Source organism: Myxacorys sp. (assembly GCF_059501405.1).
The window spans coordinates 1-16,764 of the sequence record NZ_JCACCM010000091.1 but is presented as its reverse complement, the minus strand read 5'-3'; the positions used below and the strand labels follow the sequence as shown (position 1 = coordinate 16,764).

The 16,764-nt window shown below is 48.3% G+C and carries 11 protein-coding genes; 6 read left to right on the top strand and 5 right to left on the bottom strand.

The genetic code is table 11. The annotated features are described in order from the left end of the window. Positions 1-75: 75 nt before the first annotated feature. The 3 genes from AC5I6P_RS10740 to pilM are packed head-to-tail and all read right to left on the bottom strand — an operon-like array spanning position 76 to position 2,946. Positions 76-963 (bottom strand): hypothetical protein, encoded by an 888-nt coding sequence (locus tag AC5I6P_RS10740; RefSeq protein WP_495693750.1) that lies wholly within the window; start codon positions 961-963, stop codon positions 76-78. After that, positions 960-1,829: a PilN domain-containing protein gene (locus tag AC5I6P_RS10735; RefSeq protein ID WP_495693749.1), complete on the bottom strand. Its 870-nt coding sequence runs from the start codon at positions 1,827-1,829 to the stop codon at positions 960-962. Before AC5I6P_RS10735 ends, AC5I6P_RS10740 begins: the two co-directional genes overlap by 4 nt. Position 1,830: 1 nt before the next feature. Next, positions 1,831-2,946, bottom strand: a complete 1,116-nt coding sequence (gene pilM, locus AC5I6P_RS10730) for a type IV pilus assembly protein PilM (RefSeq protein ID WP_495693748.1) — start codon at positions 2,944-2,946, stop codon at positions 1,831-1,833. A 667-nt stretch (positions 2,947-3,613) separates the two neighbouring features. On the opposite strand from pilM, the gene AC5I6P_RS10725 reads away from it, so the two are divergent. Then, positions 3,614-4,780: an NAD(P)/FAD-dependent oxidoreductase gene (locus tag AC5I6P_RS10725; protein WP_495693747.1), complete on the top strand. Its 1,167-nt coding sequence runs from the start codon at positions 3,614-3,616 to the stop codon at positions 4,778-4,780. A 77-nt stretch (positions 4,781-4,857) separates the two neighbouring features. On the opposite strand, the gene AC5I6P_RS10720 is transcribed toward AC5I6P_RS10725, so the two are convergent. Beyond that, positions 4,858-7,419 (bottom strand): M1 family aminopeptidase, encoded by a 2,562-nt coding sequence (locus tag AC5I6P_RS10720; RefSeq protein ID WP_495693746.1) that lies wholly within the window; start codon positions 7,417-7,419, stop codon positions 4,858-4,860. A gap of 573 nt (positions 7,420-7,992) precedes the next feature. On the opposite strand from AC5I6P_RS10720, the gene AC5I6P_RS10715 reads away from it, so the two are divergent. The 5 genes from AC5I6P_RS10715 (at position 7,993) to AC5I6P_RS10695 (ending at position 13,413) form a co-directional block, all read left to right on the top strand. Next, a complete protein-coding gene (locus AC5I6P_RS10715; protein WP_495693745.1) occupies positions 7,993-8,913 on the top strand; it encodes an isoaspartyl peptidase/L-asparaginase family protein in 921 nt (306 codons plus the stop codon). 219 nt (positions 8,914-9,132) lie between these two features. After that, on the top strand, positions 9,133-9,531 hold the full coding sequence (locus AC5I6P_RS10710) for a hypothetical protein (protein WP_495693744.1): 399 nt from the start codon (positions 9,133-9,135) through the stop codon (positions 9,529-9,531). Between the two features lie 75 nt (positions 9,532-9,606). Next, the gene (locus AC5I6P_RS10705) at positions 9,607-11,109 is read left to right on the top strand and encodes a hemerythrin domain-containing protein (protein WP_495693743.1); all 1,503 of its coding nucleotides are present in this window, start codon (positions 9,607-9,609) and stop codon (positions 11,107-11,109) included. 95 nt (positions 11,110-11,204) lie between these two features. Beyond that, the gene (locus AC5I6P_RS10700; protein ID WP_495693742.1) at positions 11,205-12,551 is read left to right on the top strand and encodes an erythromycin esterase family protein; all 1,347 of its coding nucleotides are present in this window, start codon (positions 11,205-11,207) and stop codon (positions 12,549-12,551) included. A 130-nt stretch (positions 12,552-12,681) separates the two neighbouring features. Next, positions 12,682-13,413 (top strand): SGNH/GDSL hydrolase family protein, encoded by a 732-nt coding sequence (locus tag AC5I6P_RS10695; protein ID WP_495693741.1) that lies wholly within the window; start codon positions 12,682-12,684, stop codon positions 13,411-13,413. 56 nt (positions 13,414-13,469) lie between these two features. Here the strand turns inward: AC5I6P_RS10695 and AC5I6P_RS10690 are convergent, their stop codons facing one another. Next, positions 13,470-16,469, bottom strand: coding sequence for a UPF0182 family protein (locus tag AC5I6P_RS10690; RefSeq protein WP_495693740.1), 3,000 nt, complete (start codon positions 16,467-16,469; stop codon positions 13,470-13,472). Positions 16,470-16,764 lie beyond the last annotated feature (295 nt).

Genomic DNA, 16,764 nt, shown 5'->3' with positions numbered 1-16,764 from the left:
GGGATAGGGCTTTGGGGGATAAAAAGGAAGAAAGACAGTGCGCTTACTTCCGGTCTGGGATTACTCGATGTGAGGTTATTTTGCGGCTCCGGGTGAAGGAGTAGGCACTGCTGCGATCGCCTTGCGATCGACATCCGTTAAGGGCAACAACGCCTGCATCTGAAACGAGGTCGTAATCTTCGTGTCCGGTTGACAGTTCGTGAGATAGCGAATTCGCCCATCAGGTTCAAATTCCACTAGCTGCGTTCCTGTCTTGGCTCCGTCGCCCACCTTCACATCCAGATTTCTGACCAGCAGCAACGGTTGCAGCCGCTCGATTGTTCTAAAAATTGATTGGGTTTGGTTGAAATTGCCCTGAAACTCCACATTGATCGATTGCCGCTTCAGCTTGTTGTCAACTGCTGCGCCTAACGAGCCGTCATTTACAACTTCGACTCCCTTTTCGCTGGGCTTAAACTTGTTCAGTTGTGCTTGGGCAACCAATGGCCCAAACTTTTGCGTAAACTGATCTGCACCATCGCTGCTGGCAAACGCTTCCCGGACATAAATCGGGCAAGCGTTTAGCTTTGATTGTTTTGCAGCCAGTAATCCAACGTTGTTTTTCTCAATTTGTTGGTTTAGATCGAGCAACAGCGTATCCATCGATTTTTCATTGGCAAACAACGCATAAACCTGTTCGCGCTGTTGCTTCGATTTCTCTAATCGAACTTTCGCCGCTTTAATCTGCTGACGAATCGCATCTTGTTGCTTAACCTGTTCACTTTTCTCTTTCACCTTGGCATCGAGTGCTTGGTAGGTCTCCCAGGTTGGGCTAACCAAATACACCATCATGGCCCCACACGCAATCACTCCGCCTAAACCAAACAAGACGCCCTGTACTACCGGAGTCATTGTTAGCCCAAATACTGTTGGGTAGTTGGGTGACTCAAACTCTGAGTCTTGAATAAAATCCCCATTCATCATGGTTTCTTCGCTCCCTTGTCTTGGCTCGTTGCCTTCATGTCTGCTGCGCTCTTCGCAGGCTGAGTCGAAGCGGTTTGAATCACGCCCCGATCCTGCAACGCTTCGATCCGAGTGACTAGCCCGACCGCGCCTTTGCGATCGAGTTCTCGAATCAAGTCAGACGCCGGAACTTCGCTCACCGCTGTCACGATCGAAAACTGAACCTGCTTTGGTAGCTTGATTGCCCCGCCACTACGCTTAAACGGAACATTCGGCATGTCGGGCGTTTGCAGCGTCCGATCTTCTCCCAAATGAGCATCCACAATCTTCGTGATCTCTGGTCTCAGAAAGTTAGACTGTTGCAGCGTCAGCAGAAAATCGTTGACATCGTTAAAGGAATTAGCAAAGCCATCAATTTGTACAGTGTTTGGCACTTTGGCACTTCCCGCCGGGGCGCTCCCCTGATCTTTAGCCTCCAGTTGCTTGATCGCGAGAAGCTGGACATTGGCCGGTAAGCGATCGCGGATGTCTTGTGCCATCGCTGACCACGGCTTAATTTGGTTAAACACCGTTGCGAGTGCCTGCGCTTCGTCTGTTGCTTGCTTGGCTTGCGCCTCAATCGTCGCTAAGTTTTTCTTCTCTATTTCTAGGTTGCCTAACTGGCTGTCTAGGGCTGCCTGCTGTTGCTCTAAGTCTCCAGTCCTCCAAGCTAGAACACCATAAACGGCTCCAGCAAACACCGGAAAGGCAATTAGAGCCGCCAACCCGATGTACATCGGGCGCTTGTCAGCGCTAGAAATTACAAGCTTTGGAGACCGACTTAACCGACGGCTATTCGGTTTGAGTTCCGGTCGATCATTGAGAAAATTGACATCTAAACTATACATTTCACCATGCCTCCCGCAGTCCTAATCCCAACACCACGCCCAATCCAGGTCTGGCAGCCTCAGAAATTTCTGCCGCTTCGAGCGACAGTGCCGCCACTGGATCGATCTGGCTACAGGGCAAGCTCAAGCGTTGGGTAAAGAATTCGTCAAGTTGCCCGATCGCGGCTCCTGGTCCTGCCAGTAGAAGCTGTGCGACTTCCAAGTTGTCGCCCTGGTTGAGATAGAAATCAATCGAGCGGCGCAGTTCGTCTGCCAGTTCTCCCAACACCCGCATCATTGCGGCGGCTCCGGGACTCGTGCCCCCGCCTCCACCACGGGGCGCACCGACAGTCTCCATCGTATTGAGGGGAACCGTCATGCCTTGCAGCAAATCTGCGTTGCGGGACAGCGGCAAATTCATCGCCCGCGACAGTGCCCCTTGAATTTGAAACGTCCCAATCGGCACTGTCCGCGAAAATTGCGGTACACCATCTACTGCGATCGAGATTTCTGTACTCTCGAATTCGATATCGACTAATGCCACCGCTTCTTGGGGCGCAAACTGTCGCAATTGTTCTCGAATGGTGCGAATTAACGAGAAACTGCTAATTTCTAAAACATCAACTTCCAATCCAGCTTGTTGAAAGGTTGCGAGATAGCTGTCAGTAATTTCTTTACGAGTAGCAACTAACAAGACTTGAACTTTTTCGATACCGTCTTCATCAATAAATAATCCAAGTTTTTGATAATCGACATCGGCTTCTTCGCGAGGAAACGGCAGATAAAGTCCGGCTTCTTGATTCAGCACCATTTCGCGCAGTTCTCGATCGTCGAGTTCTGCCGGAACTGGAATAATTCGAGTGACGGTATCCCGCCCTCCTGGAATGGCAGTCGCTGCCCGCTTTACCTTAATTTTGTTTTCTGCTAAGGCAGTTTGGATTAGTTCAGCCATTGCAGACGGATCAACGATTTCACCCTCCTTAAACACCCCTTCTGGAACCGGAACCGTAATGTAGTTTGCCAGCTTGAACCCTTGTCCTTGCTTGCGTAACTGCACGATATTGATGCGATCGGGGGCGAGTTCTATACCAACCCCCTTGGACTTTCTTGAAACCAGATTCTTTAGACCGTTAACCACAGCTTTGTTAGCCCACTAAAAGTTAGTTTGATGACCAGGTTTAGCATCAAAAATAGTGGCAATGGTGCCGATGCTAACGCACAGTACTCAATTTAATTCACGTTCAGATGTTTGATCATAAAAGCTCAAACATTTAAGTGTTAACACAGAGAAAACTATTGGGTCTCAATAATTCTTCTGAGGTTCAACGAGTTTAGCCTACCCAAAATTTATGAAAGATACACAAATCAATTTAATAAATAAAGCCTTATTTTTTAACTCTAAAATTTTAATTTTCAACAGAGTAAGTCTTCGATTTGAATTGAATTGATTCGATCGAAGGCTACTTTGAGATTTCTTTTCTAGAGTTTCGTTTCTGATTTATTTGTGAGGTTTAGGCTTCAGATGGATTGGTACGAGCAAAGCTGTCCAGTAGAGTTTGGACAACTTATCAAATGCATCGTATACGCAATATTCACAAATGAGCGATCGTTTTTGTCTGCGTCCGAATTAATACTGAAAATGCAGACATGAATTGCAGACGTAATAGTACTGAGGCGCTTTTTTAATGAAGTTTCCAGTGCTATTACGGAAAAGCATTGCTGAATGGCTTGAGTGCTAACTAATTGCAAATTTGCAAGATCTATTTCAAAGTGAACAGTAGGGTTCTTTTGGTCGGCTACTACTTATGCATGATTGGATTGTTATCGGTGCAGGAATTACAGGTGCAGCACTTGCTTATGAACTAGCCAAGCAACATTCCGTTCTCTTACTTGACCAAGCCCTGCAGCCGCACTCAGCAACTCGCTTTAGCTACGGCGGGATTGCTTACTGGTCAGGCACAACAGAGTTAACGAAACAACTGTGCGCTGAAGGCATCGAAATTCATCGATCGCTCTCTGCTGAACTCGACGCTGATACTCAATTTCGAGAAGTGGATTTGCTGCTCACGATTTCAGCGCAACATGATCCAGCAGAAATCGCGGAAAATTATGTCCATTTCGCGATTCCGCCGACGCTTCTGACGGTGCAAGAAGCTTGTCAGCTAGAGCCTTTATTGAATGCCGACGCGATCGCAGGTGCGTTAACAGTCAAACATGGACACATTGAAACCGAGCGCACGACCCAGGCATACATTCAAGCCTTTGAGAGGCTGGGCGGAGAGTTGAAAATTGCTCAAGTGGCCCACCTACAAAAAAACAGCATAGGAACCATTACAGGAGTGGTCACGCCTACTCAAACGTTCTGCGCAAAAAACGTTGCCCTTTGCACTGGAGGGGTGACTCGGCACTTCCTTAAAGACGTTGGAATTACTGTCAAGCAATACTTTACCCACGCTGAACTCATTGAAACTCCGCCCGTTGATTTACGTTTAAATACGCTTGTGATGCCTGCCGCAGCTGAGCGTTTTGCCCTAGAAGCCGATGCGACTCGTTCAGAGGTCGAAGCGCTGTGGGATACGCCTGACAACGAGCCTGCGCCTGCCATTCTAGATGCTGGAGCCGTTCAATTTTTGGATGGCAGAATCCGCATTGGTCAAATTAGTCGCACCCTCACCAGCGAGAACGCAGTAATTGATGCGGCTCAAAGTGAGGCAGCATTGCGGCACAACATCGGTCATGTTTTACCGAAGCTAGAAGGTATTCCAGGGAAATGGCATCACTGTCTGATTGCGTTTAGTCGCGATCGCTTACCGCTGATTGGTGCAATTCCAGGACATGAAGGACTCCATCTCTTCTCAGGCTTTAGCAATCCCCTAGCGATCGTACCTCCGTTAGCGAGACGATTCACCGTTCACGTCACAAGTCAACGCGATCCACTCCTCGATTCCCTATCTCCCGCCAGATTTACCTAAAAGTCCTCCACATTACCTTGTTGATACTTCTTGCCATTCCGCTTATTTCTCCTGGGGCAACGCAGGCACAGGCCTCCCTACCTTGCCTTCGCCTCCAAGGTTTCCAACCGACTCTTGAGGTCTTGATTCTCTTTCTTCAGTTGGTCAAGCTCTTCCCGCAATTGCTTCACAGCTTTATCAGACCCTGCATTTTTCTGAACCGTTTGAATCGATTCTTCGGCAATGCGACGCACACGACCATCAGGCGTTTGATCTGCCAGCGATTGCAGCACTCTGACGGCTTTGATCGTTTCCATTTGTCCCAGCGCGATCGCGACCGCGACCTGAGTCAAGAAAAACGTTTCTCGTGATAGGACGTTTAGCCGCTCTAAAATGCGCTCAACGTTGACGTTGGTTTGCCCAGTTGAAATTGTGCCCAAGGAGCGAATCGAGGCTAAGCGCAACGGTTGTGGTACTCCGGGCTGTGTGTATTCCAGAATTAGGTTGAGAGCGGCTTCGGAGGTTTTGAGATGACTGAGGGCAGTGATCGCGCCCGATCGCACAACTTCATTCCAGCCTTGACGCTCTTTCAAAACGCGATTAATCACCTGCAATACATCCGCTTCTCGTGTCTCACTACCCGTTGCCGCCACTCGCCCTAAACTCCGCAACGCCGCCGCTTCTACGTAGTAGCTCGCGTCACCTTGCTCTACTAGAGACTTAAGCGCTGTGTAGCTGTCATCGGCAGAAATTTGCCCTAAGCTCTCCACCGTTGCCCGTCGAACCCTAGCATTAGGATCGTGCAATCCAGCCAGCACGCCTTCGACGGCTTGATCGAGTTTGATGGTGGCAAGACTCCGCACCGCATAGGCGCGAATACCCCAAAATGCCGCATTTTGAACGGCATCGGATAACACGTTCACAGCTTCTAATCCGCCTTTCTTCGCGATCGCGGCGGCGGCATGCATCTGAGAAATCGGATCAGGATCAGCCTGCAGTTGTGCTTTTAGTTCTGGAAATGGATACTCTAATTCAACCGTTTTGAGATAGTGATTCCCCACATCAAAACTGACAAAATCAGGTTTCTTTTCTAATGGGAAATAGAAACTTTGCTCTTTCTCATGAATTCTGACATTAAATGTTTTTAATGTTGGCTCAGCATTTTCTTGAATGTAACCTATGGCAATTGGAATTTTGAGATCAAAAAGTTCTGCTTGCGTTTGCGTTACTGTGACCTTCGCCAAACTACTATCTGCATCCCAAGCGTAAACAACTTTATAATCAGGATGTCCACCGCGATAGACATACTGATCGAACAGAAACATCAAATTGCGTCCTGTTGTCTTCTCGATCGCACGTAGCAGATCGACTGTTTCCACAGTGCGATGAGCATTGTCATTTAAGAAGGTTGAGATTGTTTTATAAAATAATTCGTCGCCAAGCTCCCGACGAATCATGTGATAAACACACGATCCTTTCTCGTAGATGTGGCGATCGTAGAGTTCGATCGCTTCGCGGTATACATGCGTTACCAACGATCGCCGATAGCGCGACGAGTCTTCATCTAAATATTCCTGCGCTTGACCGAGCAAATAATAAGCAGCAGCATCCGCCCCATATTCTTTCTCGGTCCACATCACTTCGGCGTAAGATGCCATGCCTTCTTTGATCCACGCATGAGACCAATGTTTGATCACCACTAAATCGCCGAACCATTGATGCGCCAGTTCGTGAGCGACAAGCATTTCGGTATTGAGGTTATCGATCGCCGCACGTTCGTCTAGCAAACAGCGATCGGTAAGCAGCGTGGTAGACGTATTCTCCATGCCGCCAAAAATAAAGTCATCGACACAGACCTGAGCATATTTCGGAAACGGATAGGGATAGCCATATTTCTGGCTAAAGAACTCGATCATCTGCGGCGTTTTGCTCATGCTCAGCCGCGCTTGTTGTTCCCGTCCTCGCTCGACATAATAGGTCACAGGTTTACCGTTCCACTCATCCTGCAATGCGGCAAAGTCGCCCACTGCCAGCGTGATTAGATAGGAAGGATGCACTTCGTTCTGTCGCCAGTGATAGAGCTTGAAATCGCCGTCTGCCTGCGTTCCAATCAGTTCACCATTCGAGATGGCTATGTACTGCTTGGGCACTCGGACGCAAATTTCAGAGGTTGCGAGTTGTCCAGGATAGTCAAAGCACGGAAACCAGAATCGCGAGTCTTCATCCTCTCCTTGCGTCCACACTTGAACGGGTTTGTTGGGGTAATGTTCTTCGGGTGCAATGAAGTACATGCCGCGTTGGGGGTGATCAGCCCGGTACGAGATCGCAAGCTCGAAGCTCACGCCTGCTTGAGTCGGCTGTTGCAGAAACACCTGCACCTGTTCGCCATCGTAGTCAAACGGTTGATCAATGTCGCCAATTTTGACGGATTCAATTTTCAGATTGACCGCATCGAGGGTTAAGCGATCGATGCGATCGTGAATCGGCTTCAGTCGAGTTGTACACGTGCCTTCAAAGGACTGATTCGGAATGTCGAGCGTCAAATCTAGAAAAATATGCTCAACTTGACCGGGACGATCGGGATTGTAGTGAGGACGCGCTCCTGGTAGTTCAAACTGCTTGTGACTGTTTTCCGAATCAAACCCGTTAGAGTGCAACATCGCTTTCAACTGACCCTTTGTGACACTAGACTGGAACTACTTAACGCAAACTCATTCCGATTATGAACAATAACAGAGAATTTGCCTACCGCGCTTAATTATTTTATCTAGCCAAAATTAGAACCTAAGGGCTTAGATTCTGCACCCATTCAAAGAGACGTGTAGTAACGGACTAAGGTTGGGAGAAAAGTGGGCGTGAGGGCGAAGGAACTTTGCTAGAGATAAACTACTTCGCTTAATCAAATCTCATCCTTTAAGCAACATCAGTGCCGTTCCTGGGATAGAGAATCCGCTGAAAGGCAGCCGTTACGGTAATTGATGGAAGTAGTTGATGGAGATCGCCTCAATTGCCACTCTATATTTTTTACTACTAGGTAGAAGATATAGAGGGGTTTAAAGCGGTAGTAGTGCTGTAGACCTGTACTGGGACGATCGGTCGCCCTTGTTAAAGACGGGATTAATTGGTCTTTATGACATGGCATCGAAGCTAATCGTCAGGTCTACAACACAACCAAAGCGGCGATCGCTGTCATGACTTGACAATTTCTAGGTAAGTATTGGACTAGGGTGAAGATGAATAACGTGAAACCAGCAATTATTGTTCATGGTGGAGCAAAAGAAATTTCAGAAGACAAAGTAGCGGCGAATCACGCAGGATGTCGAGCAGCGGCAGAAGCGGGTTGGAACGTGCTTCAGAGTGGCGGTAGTGCGGCACAAGTGGTTGAGGCAGCCATTCGTGTCCTTGAATCTGATCAAACGTTTAATGCGAGCTTGGGTTCAACTCTCAACAGTGAGGGCGGAGTTGAGCTGGATGCCGCGATGATGGATGGTGCAACCTTAGGCTGGGGAGCTGTGGGAGCCGTACAGGGAGTCCGCCATCCCATCAGTGCCGCTCATAAAGTTATGGAAGACAAACCCCGGTTGCTGGTGGCACGAGGCGCAGAACGCTTTGCCCTCGAACATGGGCTGGAGATGTGTGCTAAAGAAGCCCTGATTAGTGAAGAACAGTACCAGGAGTGGAAAGAGGAAGCTGAAGTTGTAGACCGTCCCAATACGGTTGGCTGTGTAGCGCTGGATGCGAACGGCAATCTCGCTGCTGGCACCTCAACGGGCGGAACAACTGGGCAGGCTCAAGGCCGGATCGGGGACACGGCATTAGTAGGCTGTGGGCTGTATGCGGACAATCGATTGGGCGCTTGCTCGACCACAGGAGATGGTGAGTCGATTATTCCAGTCGTGCTAGCAAAGACGGCAATCGATGCATTAGCGGATGGAAGTCATCCTGATAAAGCCGCCCAACATGCGATCGACACCTTAATGGAACGGGTGGAAGGAGAAGCGGGTTGTATTGTGCTTGATCGGCAAGGACGAATCGGCTGGGCATACAATTCGCAGGATATGGCAGTTGCCTATATGACGGCAGATTTGTCAGAACCCGCTGTCTTCACCCGCAAGGACAAAGATCCTGTTCATGCAAGTAAAGCCGAACAATAAGACCAAGCGCAATTCCTCTCTTCAAAAATCAGGGCAACCAAAAGTAATAGTTCACGGTAAAGATGATACGGGGTTGCAGCGTGAGTAAGCTGCTCACACTGCCCAGTGAATAACGGTGATCAGCTAGTAACCCAGAACATCATGTTGTTTGTGTATGAGCAGAAAGTAGCAGAACAATTGCAATAACCTCTACACGCATGGAATATAAAGGAGAAAACAATGAGTGACCCATCACTGTCCAATCAAGCTACAAATCCGGATCAATCCGTTGTGGCATCACAACAATCCCAACCATTAACACCTCAGAATGTGCAAGGCAGTGCAATGCTAGACGCGCATGTAGAAGCAGGAGGAACCCAACCAGAGGGAGAGCCTGTTAACAATGCGATCGCCACCAATTTCTCAGATACAACTGGAGCAGGCGACCCGAAAACGGCTGGAGTTGCTGGTGAAATGGGAGCGTTTTCTACTGATGACCCGTCAGCAGAAAAGGGTTCAGTTAATCTTCATAATAATCCAGATGTTCCTGCCGATCGTCAAGACTCCCTGCAAGGAACATTGCCTGACACCGATTCCACTAAAATGCCTATTGATCCGGCTACAAACCTTCCAGATTGAACTTTGCAAAGGGTAGTAGAAACCACGATCGAGCTTCACAAAAACCCCTTGACATTTGCTGGAGGGAAATGAAATATGGCAATCACGATCGATGATACAAAGCGGATAGCGATCGCTATGCAATTGGCAGAAATGAAAGCATTGCAGAACGTGCTGATTTCTAATGATCAACTGCTGATGGGTGCGATCGACGATACCAAAATTCGTCAGCGGCTACAGGAGATGCTGGAACAGGATCAGCAGAACTTGGACATTCTTGACACGGTAATGATTCAGTATGGAGTTCAGGGTGAGCTGAAGGAGAGCGTTCGGCAGCGACTTGCGGACACCCAAAGCTTAATGGAAGATTCTAAGCTAACTCTGTCTGAGAAAGTCCTTCAGCATGAATTGCTGAAGCATCAGCAGACGATGGCAGGGCTAACGATTCACAAAGCAGCACAAGTCGTCGGGGCTGATGTTGAAGCAGCAATTGCTCCTCTACATACTGTCAATTTTGAAAACCGCGCTCACCAAGAACAACTCAAAGGAATGCTAGAAATCTTGGGAGTGCGTGAACTGACCGGACAGGAAGCGGATCAGGGGCTGTGGGCACGGGTTGAAGATGCGATCGCAGCTCTTACAGGTGTAGCTGGCAGCGTGGTCACTCGCACAGATGATGAGATGAGTATTCGTGATCTTCTTCTGATGGATCATTCTAAGTCAGATATCCTATTCGCGGAAATTTTAGGGAGTGACGATCCTCAAAAGATTCAAGAGTATTTTGGGCAGCTCTACCAGGATGTCAAAATTCATGGTCTGGCCGAAGAACAAGTTCTCTATCCAGCCGTTCGTCCGTATTACAAATACACCGAAGAAATTATTGATCAGACTGACCATGTGATCGAGATGCTGGATGAAGTGAGATCATTTGACCCTTCTGATCCAGACTTCAAAACCCAAGTTAAGCGGCTGAGACAGGCAACGCGAGAACACATTGACCACGAAGAAAACAATATATTTCCAACAGTCAGGGAAAATTTTAGCCACGAACAGCAGAAGCAAATGGCGACTGAGTTCAAAGCCGCGAAAAGCAAGCTACAAGACCAACAAAATTTTTCAGCAGTTCCGCTGAGCCAAGTGAATCAGAGCAGTAGAAGAGATAGGGAGAAACCTCAGGTCAGTTCTATGAATAACTCAATTCCGTGGAAACTTGTATTTCAAACAAAGGCTGTGATTAATTGGGTTGAAGCAGTCATATTTCTAGTTGCCGATCGATGGATACGTGAGTTGCTCAATACTGAACCCCTCGCGAATCCTGAGTACTCACAAATGGTTTATGGGCTGGTTTTTATTATTGGCATTGGCTACTGGTGGGTCGGTCGGGATATTTCCCAAAATCACGACATTGTTAGGCTGGGGATTCTTGCCCAATCTAGTGTTTTTGCTGTGCTGGCTTACCATACTTTGCTTGGCAGTCTTCACCCGTTTTATTTAATTTCAGGGGTCATTGATCTGACCTTTGCAATTCTCTTCATCTGGTTCCTCAGTTCCTATTCCCGAACTAGAGAGACTGCACAAACGAGACAAGTTTTAGAGTAGCTACCCTAGTTCAGCATTTTAGAGAACCCGCGTGAAAACCTTGTACTGCTTTATCGCAATTGATAAAACAGCCAACTGACCGGAGGTGGAAAGCAATGTCTCAAGAGACGATTTCTCAATCAATTGATGCAATACGGAAGTTTGCTCATCCGTTAACGGGATCAGTGAAGGACTACGATCCGTTGATGCAGTTGATAGACAATGCTCAGTTTGTACTGATTGGGGAAGCATCTCACGGAACCCATGAGTTTTATCAGCAACGAGCCGAAATCACAAAACGGTTGATTCAGGAAAAAGGGTTTACGGCAGTAGCGGTAGAAGCTGACTTTCCTGATGCCGATCGCATCGATCGCTTTGTTCGAGGCGTTAGCAAAGATGCTACCGCTGCTGACGCATTAGCAGATTTCCAGGACTTTCCCCTGTGGATGTGGCGGAATACGGATGTGTTGAACTTCATCACTTGGTTGCGCCAGTATAACGATACCCTGCCTGACTATGGCGCAAAAGTAGGATTTTACGGGTTAGATCTCTACAGCATGTATGCCTCAATGCAAGCAGTATTGAAGTACTTAGAACAAGTTGACCCAGAAGCGGCAGCACAGGCACGTCATCGTTATTCCTGCTTTGAACACGCTGGAGAAGACTCAAAAAGCTATGGGTATGCCACAACCTTTGGACTAAGCAATTCTTGTGAAGATGAAGCGGTTAATCAATTAATGGAACTGCAACGATGCATGGGAGAGTACGCTCAGCAGGATGGCAGAGTGGCAGAAGATGATTTTTTTGACGCAGAACAAAATGCTCGTTTGGTGAAGAATGCAGAAGCCTATTACCGCGCTATGTTTCAGGGGCGGGGATCGTCTTGGAATGTGCGTGATGCTCACATGGCAGAGACATTAGACCATCTTGTTGCTCACTTTGAACGACAGGGTAAACAACCCAAGATTGTTGTCTGGGCACATAATTCTCACTTGGGCGATGCACGGGCAACCCAAATGGGCAAAGCAGGTGAGTGGAATGTAGGACAACTTGTTCGAGAACGCTACGGACAAGAGGCTGTGTTGATTGGTTTTACCACCTACAGTGGAATGGTGACGGCTGCGTCACATTGGGGTGATCCAGCAGAGATCAAGCAGGTTCGTCCAGCTTTACCAGAAAGCTATGAAGCTGTATTTCATCAGGTTGAGCTGCCGCAGTTTTGGTTAAATCTACGCGAGGAAAACTCAGCCACAGCCGGACTGCAAAAATCACGATTAGAACGAGCGATCGGGGTTATTTATTCACCCCGAACTGAGCGCAGTAGTCATTACTTTCAGGCTAAAATTCCGGCTCAATTTGATGCGGTAATTCATATCGACAATACCCGGGCAGTCGAGCCGCTCGATCGCCCTGATGAACCCGAAGCAACAGAAATGCCAGAAACGTTTCCAACGGGTCTATAGCTGTTCTGCACCTGACAATTATTGGCACAATTCGGTTTTCAAGATCGAGCGCTTCAGACGGTAAATCCATCTTCTGCTTAGTATTGTGTGCCGTCTCCTAATGTTAGCCTCGAACTAAGAGGAGAGTGTAATGGCTCCGTTTCTATCCACACGACGACAGTTTGTTCAAGCGGTTGGAGGAGCAAGTGTCCTAGCTCTCCTAGGCTGTAACCCACGTGAACAAATACGTGAACAAGCAATGGTGACACTCTACACATTTGGCGACTCAATTTTGGATTGCGGACGATACAACGAGTTTGGTGTTCATCCGGGGCAACTCCTTGTTCAGAACGACGATCGCTTGTTTCCCGAATTTCAGGGTCAGGATCTCGAATCGCGTGGAACTGCTCGTCTCGAACATCGTGCCCGTGATGGAGCGACCGTCGATGGATTGCCCTCTCAAGTACAGGGATTGAGAGTTAAAGAAAGGGCAATTGCATTAATCACAATTGGTGGCAACGATCTGCTACGTGGATTAATTCAGGACAAAGACGCAGGGATTAAGACCTTTGCCAATGCTCTCGATACATTCGTGCAACAGTTGCCAATCCGCCCTGTTCTGCTGGGGAATGTGTACGATCCGACGTTGGGCGATGACAACCGCAACTTCCTAGGGGTTGACCCAGCGATCGCTCGCAAAAATCTTCAGCGCATCAACACTGCGATTCAAGACGTTGCCGATCGCTATGGCCAACTCGTCGATCTCCATGCTCACTTTCTAAGGGGCGATGCATCTTGGTTCACAGCTACGATCGAGCCAAGCTTGAAGGGTGCATCAGAAGTACGACGAGCCTTTCTCCCCCATGTTCTCAACAAAGTCTAATAGACATTATCCTGCCTGATTTCCCTCTAGCTTTTTCAAACTAGGACTACCCTTGCCTACTGCCCTGTTGTTGATTCTTCAACCGGACGAATGATTGTGTCATCTGGAGTAACTTGGGGCTTGAAAATAGCTTGTAGCGCTTCTTCTAACGTGGGTGCCATTACAATCCGATTCTCATAAGCAACAATGACACGCACTAGCGTTGGCAAGCTATTTTGAGCCGCCTCCAGATAAAGCGGTTCTACATACAGCAGGGACTGTTCGATCGGAATAATCAGCAAATTACCTTGAACGGCCCGTGACCCCTGACGATTCCAAAGAGAAATTTGCTGAGAAATCACTGGATCTTGATTAATTCGGGCCTCAATTTGTTCAGGGCCATAGACCAACCGTTCTTTGGGAAACGTGTACAGCAACAACTTGCCATAGTTTTCACCGTCCGATCGGGCGGCTAACCAGGCGATCAAATTTGTCCGTTGCCGAGGAGTGTAGGGCAGTAGCAGAATAAACTCTTCAAACGGCACAGTAGGCAAACTGGTGATCAGGTAATACGGCTCGACAGGAGGAGACTCATCACCATACACCTCATTCGGAATCTGCCACTGGTCTTCCCGGTTATAGAACACCTGTGGGTCAGTCATGTGATAAGTCATCAACCGCTCTGATTGCAGTTTGAAAAAGTCTACGGGATAGCGGAGGTGGCTCCGTAGACTGGCAGGCATAGTATTGAGTGGTTTGAATAGGCTGGGAAAGATTTTTGACCAGGTAGTAATAATTGGATCACTGGGATCAGCTACATAAAAGTCAACAGAACCGTGATAAGCGTCAATCACAACTTTGACTGAATTGCGAATGTAATTGATGCCTTGACTGCCTAAATCGGAGTAGGGATAGCGATCGCTCGTTGTATAGGCATCAACAATCCAGTACAGGTAATGCTGCTCCTGCTCCCCTGTTTTTTGCACACCTGTTTGTGCATTGGCCGTCACTAAATAGGGATCGCTGTCATAGCGCAGAAACGGCGCGATCGCTTGAATTCGATATTTGATATTACGGCGGAACAACACCTTCGTTTCTGGCAAAAAATCGCGAGTGATGAATAAGCGCCAGTCGCGCAGGTAAACAGCAAACATGCTCCGTCGCCACCAGGAGCCGATGTTGATGCCGCCTTGCCCATCGTAGACGTTGTAGGCGTTGTCACTCCCGCTGGGATAATCCAACTCCTGCGTCCGGGTTTGAGTCATGACATAGGTGTTGGCAATCTCGCCATAGTAGATGCGGGGCTGCCCGATCGGGATGCTGGCACGAATTGCACGACTGGATGTTGTCAGCGCTCCGGCTTCACCACCCGTAATATCTTTAACAAAATACTCTGGCAGCCCACCTGCCCCAATTGTATTGACCGGACTAAGCGTAAAACCGTACCCATGCGTGTAGATTAAATGCTGGTTTATCCAGGTCTGAGCTTCTTGGGGAACCGCATTGTAATCGAGTTCCCGTGCGGTAATTAGAACCTGTCGCTGTTCAGTGGGAGCAGGCGGGATCGGTGCGGGACGATTGGGAGAAGCCACAGGCGGGCGAGCAGGCACATCCGTTTGGAGGGTGTAGCGATCGATATCCGCGTCGAGAAAGCGGTAGTAGGGACGAATTTGCTGCAATTGACGATTCGTTTGCAGCAGGGGACGCTGATCCCACAGGCGAATGTTGCGGATGGCCAACTCATTGGCTTTCAAATCGGCTTCTGCAAGTTGTCCCTGGGGATTGAAGTTGGTGGCATCAATGGTTTCCAATCCAAATGCCTGCCGAGTGAATGCGATCGTGCGTTGGATAAAGGGACGCTCCTGCGCCAGCTCATTTGGCTGCACAACTACATACTGAATGGCTTCGGGAACGACAATTCCGGCGACAACTAGGACGCCAAGTAGTCCTAGTCCCAGGTTGACCCAGTGCCGATGGGGTGATTTGGGCTGCCAAAAGACGGTGCGCCACAGAAGATAGAGTGCGATCGCCAATGACAGAAGGCTTAATCCCGTATAGATCGGAAGTTGTGCGGTCACATCGGTATAACTGGCACCAAATGTTACCCCACGCAGCGAATACAGCAATTCGTATCGGCTCAACCCGTAACTCAACGCAATGGCAGCCATTAGCCCGCTACCAACTCCACAGAGATGTCGTTTCTGAGCGGGTGAAAAGCCTGGAAAACTGCCCTGGCTGAGGCTATTTCCCGACAGCAAATAGGTCAGTGCAATCTCAATGAAAGCATAGAAAAACAGCCCAAACAGCCACAAGTCCAGCAATTCCCAAAGCGGTAAAGTAAAGATGTAGAAGCTGATATCTCGCCCAAACAAGGGGTCAGCATTATTGAACGATGTGGGATGTAAACATTGCAGGACGACGGCCCATTGTTTAGATAGCAACCAGCCAAACAAGACGCTGAGCGCGATCGCGATTGTCTTCAGCAAAACTCGGGAATAAACTAACAGAGCGATCGCGATGCCTAACACTCCGCCTAACCACGCAGCCTGCCCCGTGAACTGGGTTCCAACCTGCCAAAGGTTATTCAGGTTGAAGCGAGAAACAAACGTTCCAGAGAGAGTCGGCCCTGACTGCCAGTAGCCAAGGGCAAGCTGACCATAATAAATCAGCAAACAACCAGCGAGCAAACTTAGCCCTAGCGTCAGGAAGAGTAGTAACGGTAGCCTCAACGCAGGAGTTGATCGGGGCAGTGAGGCAGAACGCTGACGCTTTACTTGATACGGTGATCCAAAAACGGACTGTCCATCGTTAATTTCCTTGTCCTGGTTCACCTCGTCGGGAACATGAGAATATTTCCATCGTTGAGCTAACGCTAGATTCCCCAACAAATAACCTGCCGTACACCCTGACACAATTCCTACCAGAATCAGTCGAACCTGGAATTTGAGCAGGAATACGGAGAGATAACGAACTTCTTGAAACCAAACAATTTCCGCTCCGAGACGCGACGCTACATCAAGGAGTAGCCCCATCCCCAAGAGAACTGTAATGAGTTGAAATAGCCGTTTCTGGATCACGAAGTCTACCAGTCGATTGAGTGGAATGAGTTTAACCGAAGAGCGCGTAAAGAATCCCTTATTTCAATGCTGTTAATCTTGTAATCATCTACGCTGCCTAAAGATAGAACTTTAAAGTTCTTTACGTTAATCAACTAACAAACAACCCCAGCCCTAATCCCAACAAAGAAACCAGCATGACTACCCACAATAATTTAGCAACACTAAAATCATTGTGACGCAATTGTAGTAATGCACGAAATGGCTTTGTTGCATGATTAAGAAATGGACAAACTAGCCTTGAGGCAGTCGTGGT